Origin of the sequence: Mucilaginibacter sp. RCC_168, assembly GCF_041355315.1 — a bacterium.
Classification (GTDB): Bacteria; Bacteroidota; Bacteroidia; order Sphingobacteriales; family Sphingobacteriaceae; genus Mucilaginibacter.
This window is the reverse complement of the sequence record NZ_JBFUPN010000007.1, coordinates 1-19279: the sequence shown is the minus strand read 5'-3', so window position 1 is coordinate 19279 and position 19279 is coordinate 1. Positions and strand designations below refer to the sequence as shown.

14 protein-coding genes are annotated in these 19279 nt (G+C 42.6%); 8 read left to right on the top strand and 6 right to left on the bottom strand.

The window, feature by feature from the left end; translation table 11 throughout:
* Positions 1-82 precede the first annotated feature (82 nt).
* The gene (locus tag AB6735_RS07640; protein WP_370995317.1) at positions 83-1177 is read right to left on the bottom strand and encodes an MBL fold metallo-hydrolase; all 1095 of its coding nucleotides are present in this window, start codon (positions 1175-1177) and stop codon (positions 83-85) included.
* Positions 1178-1507: 330 nt separating this feature from the next.
* Between AB6735_RS07640 and AB6735_RS07635 the strand changes: the two genes are divergently transcribed.
* Positions 1508-2461 carry a hypothetical protein gene (locus AB6735_RS07635; RefSeq protein ID WP_370995315.1) on the top strand — a complete coding sequence of 318 codons (954 nt, stop codon included), beginning with the start codon at positions 1508-1510 and terminating at the stop codon, positions 2459-2461.
* Between the two features lie 115 nt (positions 2462-2576).
* On the opposite strand, the gene AB6735_RS07630 is transcribed toward AB6735_RS07635, so the two are convergent.
* Positions 2577-3137, bottom strand: coding sequence for a hypothetical protein (locus AB6735_RS07630; protein WP_370995313.1), 561 nt, complete (start codon positions 3135-3137; stop codon positions 2577-2579).
* A 381-nt stretch (positions 3138-3518) separates the two neighbouring features.
* On the opposite strand from AB6735_RS07630, the gene AB6735_RS07625 reads away from it, so the two are divergent.
* Complete coding sequence (locus AB6735_RS07625) at positions 3519-5090, top strand: hypothetical protein (protein ID WP_370995311.1); 1572 nt, start codon at positions 3519-3521, stop codon at positions 5088-5090.
* On the top strand, positions 5072-6364 hold the full coding sequence (locus AB6735_RS07620; protein WP_370995310.1) for a C1 family peptidase: 1293 nt from the start codon (positions 5072-5074) through the stop codon (positions 6362-6364). Before AB6735_RS07625 ends, AB6735_RS07620 begins: the two co-directional genes overlap by 19 nt.
* Positions 6365-6638: 274 nt before the next feature.
* On the opposite strand, the gene lysS is transcribed toward AB6735_RS07620, so the two are convergent.
* Positions 6639-8360 (bottom strand): lysine--tRNA ligase, encoded by a 1722-nt coding sequence (lysS, locus tag AB6735_RS07615; protein WP_370995309.1) that lies wholly within the window; start codon positions 8358-8360, stop codon positions 6639-6641.
* Between the two features lie 677 nt (positions 8361-9037).
* Here lysS and AB6735_RS07610 point away from each other — a divergent pair.
* Positions 9038-9931: an SMP-30/gluconolactonase/LRE family protein gene (locus AB6735_RS07610; protein ID WP_370995308.1), complete on the top strand. Its 894-nt coding sequence runs from the start codon at positions 9038-9040 to the stop codon at positions 9929-9931.
* On the opposite strand, the gene AB6735_RS07605 is transcribed toward AB6735_RS07610, so the two are convergent.
* Positions 9928-10251: a hypothetical protein gene (locus AB6735_RS07605; protein WP_370995307.1), complete on the bottom strand. Its 324-nt coding sequence runs from the start codon at positions 10249-10251 to the stop codon at positions 9928-9930. The two genes, AB6735_RS07610 and AB6735_RS07605, sit on opposite strands and share 4 nt — an antisense overlap.
* Before the next feature lie 570 nt (positions 10252-10821).
* Entirely contained in the window at positions 10822-11214 is a 393-nt protein-coding gene (locus AB6735_RS07600; protein ID WP_370995306.1) for a hypothetical protein, read from the bottom strand.
* 178 nt (positions 11215-11392) lie between these two features.
* On the opposite strand from AB6735_RS07600, the gene AB6735_RS07595 reads away from it, so the two are divergent.
* The 3 genes from AB6735_RS07595 to AB6735_RS07585 are packed head-to-tail and all read left to right on the top strand — an operon-like array spanning position 11393 to position 14907.
* Positions 11393-13372 carry a DUF1800 domain-containing protein gene (locus tag AB6735_RS07595; protein ID WP_370995305.1) on the top strand — a complete coding sequence of 660 codons (1980 nt, stop codon included), beginning with the start codon at positions 11393-11395 and terminating at the stop codon, positions 13370-13372.
* Between the two features lie 20 nt (positions 13373-13392).
* Positions 13393-14664, top strand: coding sequence for a DUF1501 domain-containing protein (locus tag AB6735_RS07590; RefSeq protein WP_370995304.1), 1272 nt, complete (start codon positions 13393-13395; stop codon positions 14662-14664).
* A 60-nt stretch (positions 14665-14724) separates the two neighbouring features.
* Positions 14725-14907 carry a hypothetical protein gene (locus tag AB6735_RS07585; RefSeq protein ID WP_370995303.1) on the top strand — a complete coding sequence of 61 codons (183 nt, stop codon included), beginning with the start codon at positions 14725-14727 and terminating at the stop codon, positions 14905-14907.
* Positions 14908-14948: 41 nt separating this feature from the next.
* On the opposite strand, the gene AB6735_RS07580 is transcribed toward AB6735_RS07585, so the two are convergent.
* On the bottom strand, positions 14949-16292 hold the full coding sequence (locus AB6735_RS07580) for a sensor histidine kinase (protein WP_370995302.1): 1344 nt from the start codon (positions 16290-16292) through the stop codon (positions 14949-14951).
* Between the two features lie 154 nt (positions 16293-16446).
* Between AB6735_RS07580 and clpB the strand changes: the two genes are divergently transcribed.
* Positions 16447-19068 (top strand): ATP-dependent chaperone ClpB, encoded by a 2622-nt coding sequence (clpB, locus tag AB6735_RS07575; protein WP_370995301.1) that lies wholly within the window; start codon positions 16447-16449, stop codon positions 19066-19068.
* Positions 19069-19279: the final 211 nt, after the last annotated feature.

The following is a 19279-nucleotide window of genomic DNA, read 5'->3' as shown; positions in this document are numbered from 1 at the left end:
AATGCACGCGTGTTACGTGTGTATTTGCAGATAGTAATTAAAAACTTTTGTCTACTCAAGATCTCTCACAGAAGCTCTTAATTTATTTAAAGTCCCACCAGACTAAAGTCTTAGGCGGGTCTCCTAAGGTATAAGGCTCCCCGATACGCGGAACATTTACCTGGATGCCCAGCTTTTTGGCAGCAGGCAGAAGCTTTTCTATAGGTTCGTTCCAGGGATGATCTGCTTCTACAAACTTGGCCCAGTGGATAGGCTGCAGCAAACGGGCATTTAGGTCGACAGCGGCCTGGGCAGCTTGCCCAAGCCACAAATGTGTCCATGGCCAGTTTGGACTGTATTGTCCGCATTCCAGCAGCGCAAGGTCAAATGGACCGTATTGCTGACCTATTTGTTTAAAGTGTGGCCCATAACCACTATCGCCACTGTAAAATAGCCGGTAACTGCCTGCCTGTATCACATACGATGCCCAAAGTGTTTTATTTTCTTTGCTATAGGAACGGTTGCTGCGGTGTTGTGCCGGGGTAGCAGTGATCCGGAGATCACCAGGCAGAATGGCTGACTGGTTCCAATTCAGTTCGATGATCTTTTTAGGGTCGAATCCCCAGTATATCAGATCTGAGCCAACACCCAGCGGCACTACAGCCAGTTTAATACGGTCTTTTAGTTTTTTTAGGGTGCGATAATCCAGGTGATCATAGTGATCGTGCGAAATGATCAGCACATCAATTGGCGGCATATCCTCTGCATGATAATGTTTGGTGCCCGGAAATGCCGTGATCAATCCGGGTACAGGCCCGGCATGATTACTGAAAATAGGATCGATGAGTATGTTATTCTGCCTGGTTTTGATGAGTAAAGAGGAATGCCCGAACCAAACGATAGTGGGGGCAGGAGCAGGTAGGGCCTTTAAATCAGTTTTAACCCATGGCAGTGCATGAGAGGGCCTGATGGTTTTAGGGCGACGGTGAAGCATCATACGTAGCCGGCTGCGCTTGACGGTAGAGTCGGAACGTTCGGCCAGATTTTCGAAACTGCCATTTTTGTAATTCGACACAGTATCCAAGCGGGCAAGCGCTTCACCCTTTGGATCTTTCCCCAACGACCTTACCATACCACAGCCGACTGCCTCTATGAGTAGCAGCACAGCCAGTCCCATCCGCAAACACCAGTATTTCATACCTTAAAAATAACGGTTAAGGCTTACTTATTGTTTCGTCAGTGAGGGAATCAGGTATAGCGCGATAGTGGTATTAGCCCCGTCATCGCAAGCTGGATGCTTGCAGTATTTATAAACATTATGGAAATATAACAGTTGCCCAGCATGGTAACCACAAGCGGGACGCTTGCGCCAGCTGGGATATTAGTTAAGTTATAAATTACTGCAGGTAAACAAGTTGTTTGATTTTCTACGAAGCTTTTAAATATTTATTTTTTAGATTATGCAATAAAGCGTGTTTGTTTTATCAAGTATTTTCATAAATTTACTTAAACCCAAACTTATCGCTATATGAAACCTTTTTTGATGCCCCTGGCATTTTTTCTCGCCCTAACTTTGCGAGGATTTAGTCAAACAACTGCCAATCCAAATTCAACAACAAACAATGGTGATAGTAGTAAACCACCAACGGGCAATTCTGGCAGCTCATGTCCGATTGTAATATCAGATAAGAATTATATATTCAAGGGCTACCTTAAACTGACTCAAGTTACAGCTTCGGGGAGTCCTTTAGATGATAATTTGAAAACACAGGGCGATGTGTATGCTGAACCTCAAACAGTATTCAAAATTGCTGGAGTAAAAAGTTCAGATTGTTCTGTGATAATTTACTACGATTTTAATTTTATGCAGAACGACAAATTGAAGATTTATAATTATATTAGCTTGGATGATAAGGATTCAAATGGCAATATTTCTGAATTGCCCAATAATATTCGTTTTTTCTTAATATCTAAGGATGAGTTTTTAGCTTACGCAGAGGAATACACTAAAACCTCAAAGTTCGAATTCTCATTCGGAACATTTACCTATCCGTTTAAGTTTCGCCCACAAAAATCTTATTTCACAAGTAATTTAAGCTTAGGTAGCTCTGTCGCTGGTAAATATCAGTTGAATAAAAACAATTCAATCGGCGTCATCATTGGCTTATCTTTGTCTTCTGTTACTCTGGACAGTGCTTCCACAAAAGGGGTCGTAAAAACCAGTACTGATAGACCTGCCTTAACTCCTTCTATCGGTGCTGTATATGCATATAAAAATATAAATTTCACCCTTGGTTGGGGTTGGGATTTTATAAATAGGCCATCACCTGTTGAACGCAGCTGGATTTATCACGGCAAAAATTGGATTGGATTTGGGATAGGAATAAACTTGTTTAATACCGCTTCGCCTAATACCTCGACCGAAAAAAGCAATGACCAAAGTGAGAGTAAAACAAGTAAGCCTAAAATAGCTGCTCCATGATGTTTAGTCGTTGATCAATAATTTCCTCAGCTGCCGCAAGCGTCCCGCTTGTGGTAGCGGGGCTTTTGTATTTAATTATGCATCATATTTTAACGGCAAGATTTGCAGCCAATCCTCAGCAACGGTTATTTTTGCTGAAATCACGTTTAAAAAGTATCTTGTTATTTTGCTCAATATAGTCGCCCGATATAATCAAATATGGATGGTTAGGCGAATACCCTGCGCTGCGGCTTCTTACAATTATTTTGTCGTTAACTCTCAGGCTATTTAACTGCTGAAAATCCTTAGGAATAAACTGCATCATGTACTCTTCACCATCAATTCTGACTATTAGCCATTTTGGTCCTGATGATTTCGCGTTTGCGCGCTGAAAAGTAACAGAGGTTACCACGGCCTCCATATTGGCAAAAGCTTTTATGTACTTCCTTATTTTATCAGCACTGGCGTGCACCTTTTTACCTTTGGGAGAAACCTCCCATTCTTTGTACTTTATACCGTCAGGAGAAGCCTCCCATTTTTTCCTGTCATCCGCCATGCGGGCTTTCCTGTCAGCAATGGACAACGGCTTTGGGGACGGCTCAGTTTCATTTTTAATTTCACGATTAGCAAATACTAATCCGCTCAGCACAACCAGCGGTAAGATCAGCGCATAGATGAGAATTTTTTTATTTTTCATATCCGTTCAAATTGATTCAGCGAATCTACTTTGATATTTTTCGGGTCGAGTGGTTTGGATTGTAAATAAAAATGTAAACTTTGTAAATAAATTATAAAATAGTAGCGGAATCGTCAGTCCCGGACGGATCCGGAATGAAAATCAGGCGCCCACATGCTACCGCAAGCGTCCCGCTTGTGCTATTTATAGCATAAAGAAAGATAACAGATGCTCAACATGATAACCACAAGCGGGACGCTTGCGGTAGTGGGTGAATTCAAGTAAAAACTGCCCGAAAATAGGCAAGTTTTATCGTTCTATCTATTTCACTCCGAAAATATTTTAAATATCATTCTAATTTGATTTAAGTTACTTATATTTAGTTACTTAAACCAAATCACAATGAAACAACTAATTTGTCCGGCAGGGCTTCTTGCCATTCTTTTAACATTCGGAGCGTGTAAAAGCCGACAACCTCTTGTAGCTGGCAATCCCGGAACTCAGCCTAATGTAAATCCCGTTAGGCTTGATCTATCAAAAGGTCTCAACATCGATTACGGATCGTTAACGAATGGTTATGCCAGATCGAATGACGTGTTTATGGTTGAGGTCACCGGTTATAATCCATTAAAATACCGCATTGGTGCTACAACCACGGGACTTGTCACTTTTCAAAATAGTGCAAGTCCGGTTATTGCCTACACCACTATTACTGCTCCAACAGCCACAACTCAGGTGGCGCCAGGTGCAGCACCAGATACTTCGGCAGCGTTGGTGGCAGCAGATGTTACTAAATTAAGGTCTATCATTTTGCGCATTACCACTACAACTCCCAAAATTAACAATGACATTAAAACGATCTCGGATTTCCTGAATATTTTGGCAGATTATCAGAATACGATTGACAGGTCCTGGAAAAAGATTGAACAATTGACTAGCGCTACGATCCAAACTGAACAGAAGAAAATTTACAACAGGTTAGGAAATCTTATCAATGATTATTTTCCCCCGGGAACGAACAACCCATACCAGCCGACACTCGGGACAACCCCCGCTTGCCAGATCGATTATTATATGATCACTGATTTTCCGGTAACAGTTAATAATGATCTGACAAAACGGGTAGACGAATATAAACTTGCTTTAAATGACCTTACTGCTTTTGAAACTGCCCATGCAGCCGATATAAAAGGTTACGCCAGACAGGTTGGAATTAGCGACTATGATAGTTTTAAGTCGGATTTTAAGAATAGCCTGGCAGCTACCCAAAGTTATCAAACCGATTTTACTACCACTCAACAACCTAAACTCGCTCCTTTCGCGGTATCGGTCACCGATGTGGCGGCGCTTCAATATTCAACGCTGGTAGGGCCGTTTACGCTGCAGCAAAATGATGAAATCACCATTAAATTTTCCAAAACTGATTTAGTAACTAACACGGATGCTTTATCAACTTTTCCCGGTATTATTATCAAAAGGAGGGGCGGAGCAAAGATCGATTTTTCGGCAGGACTCTTTTTTTCGGGACTTAATGACAAATCGTATGTGGCTTCTCAAACCACGCGTATTACGCAGGATTCAACAGTTGAGAACGGGACGGTTGTAGTAAAGCCCAATCAATCTACTTTTAGTTCCATCAAGCAACGCAGCGGGGCTAATTTTAGTTATGGGCCAATGGCGTTCATGCACTTTCATAGCATGACAGCCGGTCCCTTTAACTATGGCGCGTTCATAGGAACAGGCTTTATGTTTAAAGACAATGCAAAACCGGTGCTGGCGGTGGGCGCAAATTTCATGATAGCGAATTTTCAAAGGGTAGTCTTCGGAGTAGGCGGTGCATGGGGAAGCGTGACTCGATTGAGCTCCAAATATCAGGAAAACGTACTTTATCGCGAAACGATAACAGACGTTACCACTGAGTCGCATTTAGATTTTAAAGGTATGTTTTCTATATCATGGAATTTATCAAAGTAAATGTTATGAAAAAAGTAATGTTGCTAATATTGACGTTTGCTTTGGTCTGTATCAAAGCGCTAAACGCCCAAGTTAGTCAGGAATCTAAAACTGGGCTGCTTAAACCGTCGGAAGATTATCTTAAACGGCTGCCACACGCCGCGGCTGCGTCTGTGCCTGATGATTTCGTGCCAGATCCGAGGGCAGATCTGTCTGACCAGATGCCGCTACCGGGTAATCAGGGAAGCCAGGGCAGTTGTGCAGCGTTTACTGCAGTTTATGATTGCCTGACCTATATCCAGAATCGTAAGAATAATACAAGTGCTACAGTAAACGGAGTAATTGATTCCCTGCGAACCTATAGTCCTAAATATCTTTATAACCTGCTAAAAATGACTGAGGTTGGCATTTCTGATTGCCAGGGTGGCGTATTGTTATCGAAAATTTTAGATGGATTGAGGGACAAAGGCTCTCCCACACTTCGTGATCTTCCATACAAGGGCCAGGATGCCATGGATTGCCTCACACCTATACTTATAGAACAGCTTTCGGTATTGGCAGAGGAAAATAAAATTTTGACATACGATATTTTAACATCTTTTAATACAAGGCAATTCCAATATTTACTGACTACATTCAATCCAATAATAATAGGGATGGATTTGGACTCAGACTTTGTTAAAAAAGGCTACGTCATAGGTCAGCATGGAGAGCCATTCATCTATAAATTCGATCCTGGAAAGCCGTACTTTGGCTATCATGCCTTACTCGTTACAGGGTATGAGCAATCAACAGGTTGTTTCAAAATCTTAAATAGCTGGGGAAGTAGTTTTGGAACCAACGGCTATTTTTTTATGAAGTATCAGGATCTTATTGGCAATGTTAAGGAAGCATACATAGCAAAGGCGAATACAACAACAGCCATAGCACCCTCAGCACTAATTAGTAATGAAACCCGGACTTATAGTTTGGACAACCGGGGACGCTATCAGGGGTATTTTCGATTGGGATTTTATAAAAAATTTGGGAAATACAATATTGGTGTGAACTATGTAAATAAAAACAAGGGGGAGGTTATCGTTTCTGTACTTACACCGTCAAAAAAAACACTTATTGCTAATCTTTTACTGTTTGAAGATGATACCAAATATTTTTATTACAATAAGGAGAAGATCAACATAACATTTTCAGGAATCGATATTGATGGTGTCAGTTCCTTAAAAAACGATGTTTTATTGACGATAAAAGTCAGTCCTGATTCACCTGACCCGGTAATCAGAAAAATGTTAAATTAAATGGTTTGAACGAGCGCTCAATGTGTTAAATAATTATGGCAATTTCAAAACGAAAGGAGTCATGTTGTATATAAACTAATGTGGTCTCTTTGTTTTGGGTTGCCTTTTCATTTATACGATAATGGTATCGATTGTTTAATTGTGATCCCATCATAGCTGTCGTACGTGTGTACTTTCAAGCATATAAATATCGATTAACAAAAAAGAGACGCATTACATGCGTCTCTTCAAAAAGATCAAGTTGATCCTGAAATCCTTAAATCAAGGTTCAGAATTATTCAAACCAGGCCATTACCACTTCTTTGGTCGGCATGGTAATATCCAGTTTTAGTTTTTTGCGCATACCACCCAGGTCGTTGAAAACTTTGTTGGGGTTGCCCGCTTTGAGCTCTTCAACGGTGTTGAAGCCCATTTTATTCAGTACGGGTACCCATTCGGCGGGTACACCTATATTTACAAAATCTTCGGCTGTGGCTACTTTGGCCTTTTTCTCGGGGCGCATCTGCGGGAAGAACAATACTTCCTGTATGGTGCTTTGGTTGGTCATCAGCATCACCAAACGGTCGATACCGATACCCAGGCCCGATGTTGGCGGCATACCATATTCCAGGGCGCGTAAAAAGTCGTCGTCCATGGCCATTGCTTCGTCGTCGCCTCTACCTGCCAGTATCAATTGCTCCTCCAAACGTTCACGCTGATCGATAGGGTCGTTTAATTCCGAGTAGGCATTCGCTATCTCCTTGCCGTTCACAAATAGCTCAAAACGCTCCACAAGGCCATCCTTGCTGCGGTGTTTTTTGGCCAGTGGGGTCATTTCGATAGGGTAGTCGGTAATATAGGTTGGCTGGATCAGGTTGGCCTCCACTTTAGCACTGAAGATCTCGTCGATCAGTTTGCCTTTACCCATAGTTGGGTTAACTTCTATTTTGAGCTCAGCGCAGGTTTGGCGCAAAGCGGCTTCGTCCATAGCCGATACATCGATACCCGTATATTTCAGGATAGAATCATACATCGACAGTTTTTCATACGGACCTGCAAAGTTGATCTCATTACTGCCCACCTGTACCACCGGGATACCATGCACCGCTTTGGCAACTGTTTCCAGGCATTCTTCAACCATTTTCATCATCCATATATAGTCTTTATAGGCTACATAGATCTCCATGGCGGTAAACTCCGGGTTGTGGGTGCGGTCCATGCCCTCGTTACGGAACATCTTACCAAACTCATACACCCCATCAAAACCGGCTACGATCAAACGTTTCAGGTACAGTTCGTTGGCGATACGCAAAAACAGGGGCATATCCAGCGTGTTATGGTGCGTAGCAAACGGCCTCGCCGCCGCACCGCCATGCACAGGCTGCAGGATAGGGGTTTCCACTTCCATCCAGCCCTGGGTATTAAAATAACCGCGCATAGCGCTGATCACTTTGGAGCGATTAATAAAAATATTTTTGTATTCGGGGTTAACGGTTAAATCCACATAGCGCTGGCGGTAACGCAGCTCCGGATCGGTAAAACCATCATGGATGGTGCCGTCATCTTCGCGTTTTACAACCGGCAGTGGTTTTAATGATTTAGAAAGCACGATCAGCTCACGAACGTGAACCGATATTTCGCCGGTCTGGGTTAAAAATACATAACCTTTAACACCTACGTAATCGCCAATGTCCAGCAGTTTTTTAAATACGGTATTGTATAAGGTTTTATCCTCATCCGGACAAATATCATCGCGTTTAATATAGATCTGCACGCGACCGGTTGAATCCTGGATCTCGGCAAATGACGCGCTACCCATAATACGGCGGGTCATAATACGGCCGGCAATTACTACATTTTGGTAGGCCTCGGGTTTGTCCTTAAAGTTATCGGTAATGTCCTGTGCCCAGGCGTTAACATCAAAAGCTTCGGCAGGGTATGGGTTAATACCCAATTCCCTTAATTGTTGTAAAGATTGGCGGCGTATAATTTCCTGTTCGGATAGTGCAATACTCATGCTATAAACGGTATTTTAAATAATTTGCAAAAATAGCGTTTTTAATGAGTTTGGTGGTGAGTTTTTTTAGAAGGGGTGGAAGGGAGAGAAATTAACTCACCCGATCTGCGCTTCGCTGGATCACTCTCTTCGCCTGCGGCGGAAAGAGGAGTGAATTTGCGCATTTTCCCCGGCGCGTCATTGGGGGAGGAACGACGTGGCAATCCCCGATATGCAGAGTGTCTCTGTGAGTGGGGGATTGCCACGCTACGCAATGACGCATGGAGAGGCGCGGCGAGCGTAGCCATGCCCTGGGGGAGTCGGCACCGCGCGATAGTTTAAATTCAGCAATCAGGACTTGAGACTTAAAACTTCGGACTTATTTTCGTATCTTCGTATATACAGCAGCCCGGTTCTCTTTTATCAGAGTACCGGGCTGTTTGGTTAAGAGAAAAACAAGACCAAAAACCGATCGATTTATATTTTATGTATTGTAAATAAATTGTTTAACACTTTTTAAAGTTTTAAAAACTGCTCAAAATCGCGTTGGAATTTGTTAAAAAGTGTTAAAATCGATGGTTATGAACGATTTTTAAGCTGATTCTGGCCTGTTTTCGATGAGAAAAGTGTTAAAATTATTGCTTTAAAAAGTTTTTGAACTTCGTACTTTAACATTTTGAAACCTAATACAAATGATGATGAGAAAATTAACTTCGGTATTCCTGTTTTTGACAATAGCGGCGGGCAGGGCGTTTAGCCAGGGTGCTACCGATCTGTATGATCCGGGTACCAAACCGCAGCTGGTATCCAAACAATTTTCCTTTACCGAAGGGCCTGCTGTAGATAAACAGGGCAACATATTTTTTACCGATCAACCCAATAATAAGATCTGGAAGTATGATACCGACGGTAAGCTGTCGGTTTTTCTGGATAGTGCGGGTCGTTCCAACGGGATGTATTTTGATAAAAAAGGCAACCTCATCAGCTGTGCCGATGCTAAGGATGAGCTATGGTCAATCAGTCCCAAAGGTAAAGTTACAGTGTTGCTAAAGGATTATGAAGGGCATCTGTTTAATGGTCCTAATGATGTCTGGATCCACCCTAATGGCGGTATTTATATCACCGACCCGTATTATCAGCGTGATTACTGGACCCGCAAAAAGCCCGATCTGGACGGTCAAAAGTTATATTACCTGGCTAAAGGCAAACCTAAAGCAGTTATTGTGGACGATAAATTTGTACGCCCCAACGGTATTGTAGGTACACCTGATGGCCAAACACTGTATGTAGCCGATATTGGTGATAATAAGATCTATAAGTATGACATCAATAAAGATGGCTCTTTAAGCAACCGCACGCTGTTTTTTGCCCAGGGATCCGATGGAATGGCTATCGACGAGCGCGGAAACATTTACTTATGCGGTAAAGGAGTTACCATTGTAAACCCCCAGGGCGAAAAAATAGGGCATATTGATATTGATGAACCATGGTCGGCCAATGTATGCTTCGGCGGCAAAAACAGGGATATCCTGTTTATTACCGCTTCAAAAGCAGTGTATACCATGCAGATGAAAGTAAAAGGGTTTGATTAAAATGCTTGTTGTTCTATAAAATCGGCGATCTGTTGCTGCTCATCAGATGTAAGCAGGTCGCCGGTATATTTCCATTGTTGAGGCATGGGCTCTATTACCATACTGCCCAGGTAATCAGGATTAGCCTCATCGGGTAGGGCAGGCGCGCCTTCATCTATCTCCAGGTTCTCGGTAAACAAGGTCGATTCGTTATCGATAGTAGTTTTATAGATCTTGTAAGTGCCGGTGTTTGTAAGATCGGGCCGTAGTATAGGTTCAATAATAATATTTCTTGAACTGCCGTCTGCATGTTTTAAAATGAGGGTAGCCGGATTTTTCATAGGACAGGTTATTTGTTAATAAATACAGCAGCTTGTAGCGTTTGTTTGCTCGGAGCAAAACTGTATAGAAACAAGAAGCGCCCCTGATGGGCAGGGGCGCGTTCTAACCAATTATAAACCTAAATTATGAGAAGAGTTGCAAGGGAGGAGTCGAACCATCGTTTGCTGCCTGTCAGCTCCTTACAAATAACTATGGCACAAATATACAAAGTCTGTTTAATATTGCAATAGTTTCAATGATAATATTTAGGTGTTAACAATTTGTTAATCATACAACACTTAGGATATGATATTAATAATATAATTAAGTGTGGTTTTTACAGTTAAGTATTGAATATCAATTAGATTTATCATGTAACATATGTTAATAATTACTCCTGAAATGATGAGAATTTGTAAATTGTGAGGGTATTTACTGTCAGGCTTACAAATTAAATTGCTTTTCGCTGACAAAAAGATCAAAAAACCGAAACATTTCTTTGCAAAGATCGCACGTCGGGACATTCAGGCAAATACAAAAAAGCTGTCCCAATAGGAACAGCTTTCCGAATTTTTATTTGATCGTATTAATTATTGCTTTGGAGCAGCATTAGCCGCATCGGCAGCTTTTTTCTGATCATGTTTTGCTTTTTTGGCAGCTTTCAGATCGGCGAATGCCTTTTGTTGATCGGCGGTTAAAATGGCATTCAATTTTTGATCCGTTTGGGCCTGTATCGCTTTGTGAGCGGCTTTGTTTGCTTTTTTATTAGTCTTATGCGCTTTTAAACTATCTACGCGTGTGGCCTCGGTTAAAAATAAGGCGTTCACCTGCTTGGTTTGACTGGCAGTAAGTTTTAGTTTCTTTTGCAGGTTTTCTGTTTTATGCGCAGCCTTTTGAGCAGGCGTTTTAGCGGTTTGTTGCTGGGCATTGGCCAACACATTTAAGCCGGTTACCAATGCTATTATTAGAATTAATTTTTTCATTATCTTTTTATTGATGGTTTGCTTGATATGACAAACGAGGGCTCATTTGGTTTAATAAACATAAAATGAATGTAATTAACAGAAAGTTAACACAAAAAACTCAAATTTATAATTAAACCAAAATGTCATAATAAAGTCAAAGCATCTGTAATTCATGATCCTGCGCAAATGATCATCTATGAAAAAGACCATAAAGTACCTCTGTTGCATTACGTTACTGATTTTGGGAACAGTATCGCTTTCCTCATTTTTCGTTGTACGCAATCATAACTCGCCCTTCAAATGGCGGTTTCCGTACCGGCAACAGGGTTTAACAGAGCGGCAGGCAGCGGCCCATTTACTAAGTAGATTTACCTATGGAGCTACTCCTGGCGAAATTGACGAAGTAGTAAAATCAGGTCTGGAAAACTGGTTTAAGCAGCAAATGGATGCCGATCTTCCGGATGATTCTCTTAACCGCATGTTAGTGCCATACGATGCCCTTGCATTGAGTAATACGCAGGTAGTTATGGAGTTCCCAAAAAATGCGCAGGTATTACGCATGGCTATAAATGCCGGGGTAGTAAATAAGGATTCGGTAAAAACTGACCAAAAAGCTTACAAAGATGTGCTGCAAAATTACATGCAGCAAAATGGGATGAAGCCCGAGCAGGAGCTTTTTCGGCAGTTTATCAATCAAAAGATATTACGTGCCGCTTACACCAATAACCAATTGCAGGAGGTAATGACGAGCTTTTGGTTTAACCATTTTAATGTATCCATCACCAAAAACGATTGCGCGCAATTTATACCAGCCTATGAGCGGGATGTGATCCGACCTAATGCCCTGGGTAAATTCAATGACATTTTGTTGGCTACGGCCAAATCACCGGCCATGTTATACTATCTGGATAACTTTACCAGTTCGGCTGTTAATATGGATAAGCCGGCTGCAAAAAACCTCATTCGTGCCGCGCAACTGCAAAATATGTCTGGCCAAATGGTGGATAGCGGGAGGCGTGTTGCTCTGGTTAATAAATTACAAAAGGCAAAAAGCACACAGGGGTTAAATGAAAATTATGCCCGCGAGGTAATGGAATTGCATACGCTTGGGGTTGATGGAGGATATACCCAACAGGATGTAACCCAAGCGGCCAAAGTATTAACCGGCTGGACAATATACCCAATGGGTCAGTACGGTAAGCTGGGTAAAAACATCATGGATAAAATAGGTGCCGATCGTTTGGAAAAGCGGGGCTTTGTCCGGGATAGCGATTTCCTGTTCAATGCCAACCGGCATGATAAAACGGAGAAGGTGGTTTTAGGTAAACATTTTGGTCCAGATGATGGATACCAGGAAGGGGTACGGTTATTGTCCATGCTGGCACACAGTCCGGCTACGGCAAAGTTTATCAGTCGTAAAATAGCAGTGCGTTTTGTAAGCGACAACCCACCACAGAGCCTGATCAATAAGATGGCCAAAACATTCATGGATAAGGATGGCGATATCAAACAGGTGCTCATTACCATGGTAAGCGCGCCCGAATTCTGGAATTCATCGGCCCTGCGCGAAAAGACAAAATCTCCGTTTGAGTTCGCTATAGGCTCAGTACGCAGTTTGCACGCCAGCATTGAACAGCCTTATCAGTTATACAATTGGATTAATAAAATGGGCGAGAAGGTGTATTATTACCAGGCCCCAACCGGTTTTCCGGATAAGGGACAGTATTGGATCAATACAGGGGCATTGCTTAACCGTATGAATTTTGGCCTGGCGCTGGCAGCCGGGCGTATACCAGGTGTAAAGATAGATCTGGCTGCGCTAAACAACCATCATGAGCCCGAAAGCGCACAAGCAGCATTGGAAATCTACAGCAAACTGATCATGCCGGAACGTAAACTCGACGAGACCATCAAACGGCTTACACCATTGCTTACCGACCCTAACCTGGCACAACGGGTTGACGAAGCAAGCTCCAATAAGCTGTATGTAAAAGAAGGGCAGCCTGCCAGCATGACCATGACCGCTCCCGAGAAGATGATGGCCGATAATAAATTGGCTGCACAAGGTAAGCGGCCAAATAATGTAATAGCTATGCAAAAACCGGGAGGCAACAGTTCCATGCTGGGGCAGGTAGTAGGTGTGATCATCGGTTCACCAGAATATCAACGGCGTTAAATCTATAAAAATATAGGATCATGGTATCAAGAAGAGGTTTTTTAAAATCAGGAGGTTTAGCCTTATTGGGTGTAGGTTTAATGGGTGGTATCCCCGGTTTTTTAGCAGAAGCCGCCGCGAGCGAAAAGATCATATCGCCCTATAAAAAACGTAAAACGCTGATCTGCATATTCCAAAGAGGGGCGATGGATGGCCTGATGGCGGTGACACCGTTTACCGACCAATATTTAAAAGATGCCCGGCCAACATTATTTATGTCGGCAGCGAAAACGGGTAATAGCTCCCCACTTATTGATCTGGACGGCAGGTTTGGTTTGCACCCGTCCATGAAATCCTTTGAACCTCTGTTCCGTGAAAAACGATTAGGCATAGTGCAGGGCATTGGGTCGCCAAACAATACCCGTTCGCATTTTGACGCGCAGGATTATATGGAATCGGGTACGCCTTTTAATAAAGGTACCTCAAGCGGTTGGCTTAACCGGGCGGTTGGCTTACTGGGACATGATGCCATGACGCCATTTACCGCGGTGAGCATGACATCGGCTATGCCGCGGTCTTTTTATGGTGATAATCCTTCGGTATCTATCAGTAACCTGCAGGATTTTGCCATCCAGATGCGTGGTAACCCTATGGGCGCCAATATGGCTGCCAAAAGCTTTGAAGATCTGTATGATCAAACTTCATCCAGTCTGCTAAAACAAACTGGTAAAGAAAGCTTTGAGGCGGTTAAAATGCTGCAAAAAACAAATATTAAAAACTATACACCAGCCAACAACGCGGTATATCCAAATTCGACACTGGGTAATTCGTTAAAGCAAATAGCCCAGTTGGTTAAAATGGATGTAGGATTAGAGGTAGCCTTTGCCGAATCAAACGGCTGGGACACACACTTTAACCAGGGGACTGAAAACGGCATATTTGCCCGTAATGTGGCCGATCTAAGTTACAGCATCAGCGCCTTATGGTGTGATCTGGAAGCTTATCAGGATGATGTTACGGTGATGACCATGACTGAATTTGGGCGCACCGTACACCAGAACGGTACTGGCGGTACCGATCATGGCCGGGCTTCATGTAACTTTATTTTAGGTAATGATATCAATGGTGGGCTGGTACATGGTAATATGCAGCCATTAGCTATCGAAAATCTGGAAGATGGGCGAGATCTGGCTGTTACTACCGATTTCAGAAGTGTATTTAGCGAAGTAGCAGATAAACATCTGAGTATTAATAATGATCATATCCTGTTTCCAGATTGGAAGGGCGACCGGATAGGGGTAATGCGGGGATAGTGTTTCCCATCGGCATAGTTATTGTTTTATTCCTGTTATTGTACACTTAATTTTAATATTATGAAAACTCAACAGGATCTTAAAAACGGTGGAAACATGCAGGGTAGTTCAACATCAGACAGAGCATTTTATGATCAAAAGGCAGCCCAAAAACGTGCCGGTATCAGTAATGGCGGCGGACAACGATCTGACCAAACATCAAATCGCGATAGCAATCGTAAACAAGAAAATAAAAAGAGTTAAATTTAAAAAGGTCCTCAATGATCATTGGGGGCCTTCTTATGTTACCCCAACCAGGCAACAGGTAGTTTTATATAAAAAACGGTACCGCGGCCTACAATGCTTTCTACATCGATAATGCCGTTATGCTTTTCGATTATCTGGCGCACAATACTCAGGCCAAGGCCGGTTGATTCTTCACCGCGGACACCGGTCCTCCGTGCTTTTGAAAAACGGTTAAATATATCCGGGAGCATGTCGGCAGGAATACCCAGGCCATAGTCTTGTACCTCAATAATCAGTTCTTCGTTCTTTTTATTCAGCCGTACATCTACCCGGCTATTATCTTTTGAAAATTTGATGGCGTTGCTAATCAGGTTATCTACGGCACGATGCAATTTTTCCTTATTTACTTTGGCATAGGCAGGGTTAATGTTGCTGGTAAATATTACATCTGTTTTGAGATCTTGCTGTATCTCCCAGTCGTTCACAATGCCTTTTAACAATTGGTTCAGCTCCGTTCTTTCCATGTCGAAAACGTCGCCGGTATCGTTGCGGGCAGCTTCCAGCAGATCGTCAATAATGGTTCGGGCCTTAACACACGAGGCTTTCATCATATTCAGGTTTTCCTGCATTTCATCGTTTAGGTCATGGTCCATTTCCATGATCATGGCCAGCGACTCCACCGCCGCGATAGGGTTACGGAGGTCGTGTGCCACCATACCTAATACCTGGTTCTTAAATTCGCCAGCCTTTTCTATTTCTACATTTTTTTCTCTGATCTCGATCACCTGCTGATAATAGTTAACTTTATAAGAGAAAAAGTACCTGGAAGTGAGGTAAAAAGCAGAAAGCAGAATAGCCGATATCAGTTGGTTATACACCATTTGGGTTGAGCTGGTTTGGCTATAAAACAACAGGCCGGTAAACAATATCTCAATAGTTATTATTAATATAATGGTTTCGTAATATTCAAACACGTATATAGCGCTTATCAAACTTAAGGCGATAAGATATAATGTTAATGCGTTGCTGGGGTCGGATGTGGCGATGAAACTTGAATACATGCCACAGGATATAATATAAACCGAGAACAGGAATACCAATAATGCCATTGCGGCAGTTGCTTTTTTGTGGCTTTTAAAATTGGCGATGAGCAGGTTACTCAGAATCAGAAAAATAGGAGTTAAAATAATAAATACCCAATTACTTAGGCTAAATTCAGGAAAATTTTGAGCGCGTGTAAGGCTCACCGGAAAAACAAAGTATAGTATCCTTATAATAACATTCAGCACAAGGAATATGATACTTCCGGCCCTTATAGCAACCAGGTTTTGATAGGTATAATAATCCCTGTATGATGCCCGGTATTTTCCTGGCAGGCTATTAAAAAAGAAATGACTTTTCAATTGTATCGCATATAAGGTTGTCGGGCAAAAATATCAAAATTTAATAATAAATTTTTCAAATAATAACAAGTCAAAATGTCGTTTCAGTTTATATTTATCTGACTTTTTTTCACTTGACATTAAGTGGCAGGCGTTTTGATTAATACTCATTGATATGAACTTTAACAACTTTACAATAAAAGCCCAGGAAGCCGTACAAAAGGCTTCGGAAATTGCCACTGGTAATCAACAGCAGGCAATAGAACCCGCACACCTGTTAAAAGGCTTGTTGCTGGTTGATGAAAATGTTATAACCTATTTATTAAAAAAATTGAACGTAAACCTTAACCGGTTGAATGAAACGCTCGATGCGCAGATCAGCTCATACCCCAAGGTAAGCGGAAGCAATATTTATCTGTCATCAGATACCAATTCGGCGCTGCAAAAAGCGCAGGGTTACTTAAAGGAATTTAAAGATGAATTTGTATCGGTTGAACATATACTATTAGGCATACTGGCAGCTGGCGGTACTATCAGCTCGCTGTTAAAAGACCTCGGTGTAAATGAAAAAGATCTTAAAAAAGCCATTGTAAGTTTACGTGGCGACAGTAAGGTAACTGATCAGAATGCTGAGGCTACCTATAATGCCCTGAATAAATATGCCCGTAACCTGAATGAGTATGCCGGTTCAGGTAAACTCGATCCCGTTATCGGCAGGGATGAAGAGATCCGCCGTGTAATTCAGATCCTGTCACGCCGTACCAAAAACAACCCGATACTGGTGGGTGAGCCCGGTGTGGGTAAAACAGCCATTGCCGAAGGTATTGCTTTCCGGATTATTAAAGGCGATGTACCTGAGAGCCTGAAAACCAAGGTGGTTTATTCGTTGGATATGGGTGCGCTGATAGCTGGCGCCAAATACAAAGGTGAGTTTGAAGAGCGTTTAAAAGCGGTGATCAAGGAAGTTACCCAAAGCGATGGCGAGATCATCCTGTTTATTGATGAGATCCATACGCTGGTAGGTGCAGGTGGTGGTGAAGGCGCCATGGATGCGGCCAATATATTAAAACCGGCATTAGCCCGCGGCGAATTACGGTCAATTGGTGCTACCACGCTTAACGAGTACCAGAAATACCTGGAAAAAGATAAAGCGTTGGAAAGGCGTTTCCAGAAAGTTATGGTAGAAGAGCCTGATGCCGCCGATGCCATATCTATTTTACGTGGTTTGAAGGAACGTTACGAAACCCACCACAAAGTGCGGATCAAAGACGAAGCCATTATTGCCGCGGTTGAAATGTCGCAACGGTATATTTCTGACCGGTTTTTACCCGATAAAGCGATTGACCTGATGGATGAGGCTGCTTCTAAACTACGCTTGGAAATGGACTCGGTACCTGAGGTGGTTGACGAATTGGAACGCCGCATTATGCAGCTGGAGATTGAACGCGAAGCTATCAAACGAGAAAAAGACGACCGTAAAGTAGCTGAGCTAAGCGAAGAGATCGCAAATCTATCTGCCCAGCGTGATTCGTTACGCGCCAAATGGCAAGGTGAAAAAGACCTGGTTGATGGCATTAACCAAAAGGTAGAACTGATAGAAAACTATAAGCTGGAAGCCGAACAGGCCGAACGCGCTGGTGATTATGGCAAAGTTGCTGAATTACGCTACGGAACCATTGTACAGGCCCAGGCAGAAGTGGAAAAACTAAAGGCCGCGCTGCTGGAAAACCAAAGTGATAGCCGCATGCTGAAAGAGGAGGTTACTGCCGATGATATTGCCGGCGTGGTATCCCGTTGGACAGGCATACCTGTTTCCAAAATGATACAGAGTGAACGCGAAAAGCTACTGCACCTGGAAGAAGAACTGCACAAGCGTGTAGCAGGCCAGGAGGAAGCCATTGAAGCTATCAGTGATGCCATACGCCGCAGCCGTGCCGGTTTGCAGGATAAGCGCAGGCCCATCGGTTCGTTTATATTCTTAGGTACAACCGGTGTTGGTAAAACTGAGTTGGCGAAGGCTTTGGCAGAGTATCTGTTCAATGACGAAGGTGCATTGGTGCGTATTGATATGAGCGAATACCAGGAACGCCATGCGGTGTCAAGGCTCATAGGAGCGCCTCCGGGTTACGTAGGTTATGATGAAGGTGGTCAGCTTACAGAGGCTGTGCGTCGTAAACCTTATAGTGTAGTATTACTGGATGAAATTGAAAAAGCACATCCGGATGTGTTTAACATTCTGTTACAGGTATTGGATGATGGCCGTTTGACTGATAATAAGGGTCGTGTGGTGAATTTTAAGAATACCATCATTATCATGACCTCTAACATTGGCTCAAACATTATACAGGAAAACTTCCAGACACTGGAGGATAATAACCGTGAGGAACTGATAGCCAAAACCAAGAACGAACTGTTTATGCTGTTGCGTGCTACCATTCGCCCCGAGTTTTTGAACCGTATTGATGAGATCATCATGTTTACTCCATTGAGCCGTGATGAGATACATGATATTGTGAAACTACAGTTTAACCAGGTAAAACAAACCCTTGCCGAAATGGGCATCACGATGGAAGCTACCGACGAAGCATTGGATTGGCTGGCCCAATTAGGCTACGATCCGCAATTTGGTGCCCGTCCGTTGAAACGTGTCATCCAGAAAAAGATTCTGAACGAATTATCAAAACAGATCCTGGCCGGCACAGTTGATAAGGACAGTACCATTAAAGTGGATATGTTTGACAACAACTTTGTGTTTTTAAATACTCCAAAAACTGCCGATGAACCGGTAAAACAATAAAATAATAAATCCATCATATAGCAAAGAGCCACCCATTTGGGCGGCTCTTTGCGTTAATTCTCCACGCGTCATTGCGAGGTACGAAGCAATCTCTACACAAGCAGGTCAACTATAAAAGTTCGCTCTGTACAGCATAGAGTTAGTATGTTTGAAAAACAAGCTTCGGATAGAAGTTTCACAGTAACTTAAAGTTAACAAAAGTGAAAACTAA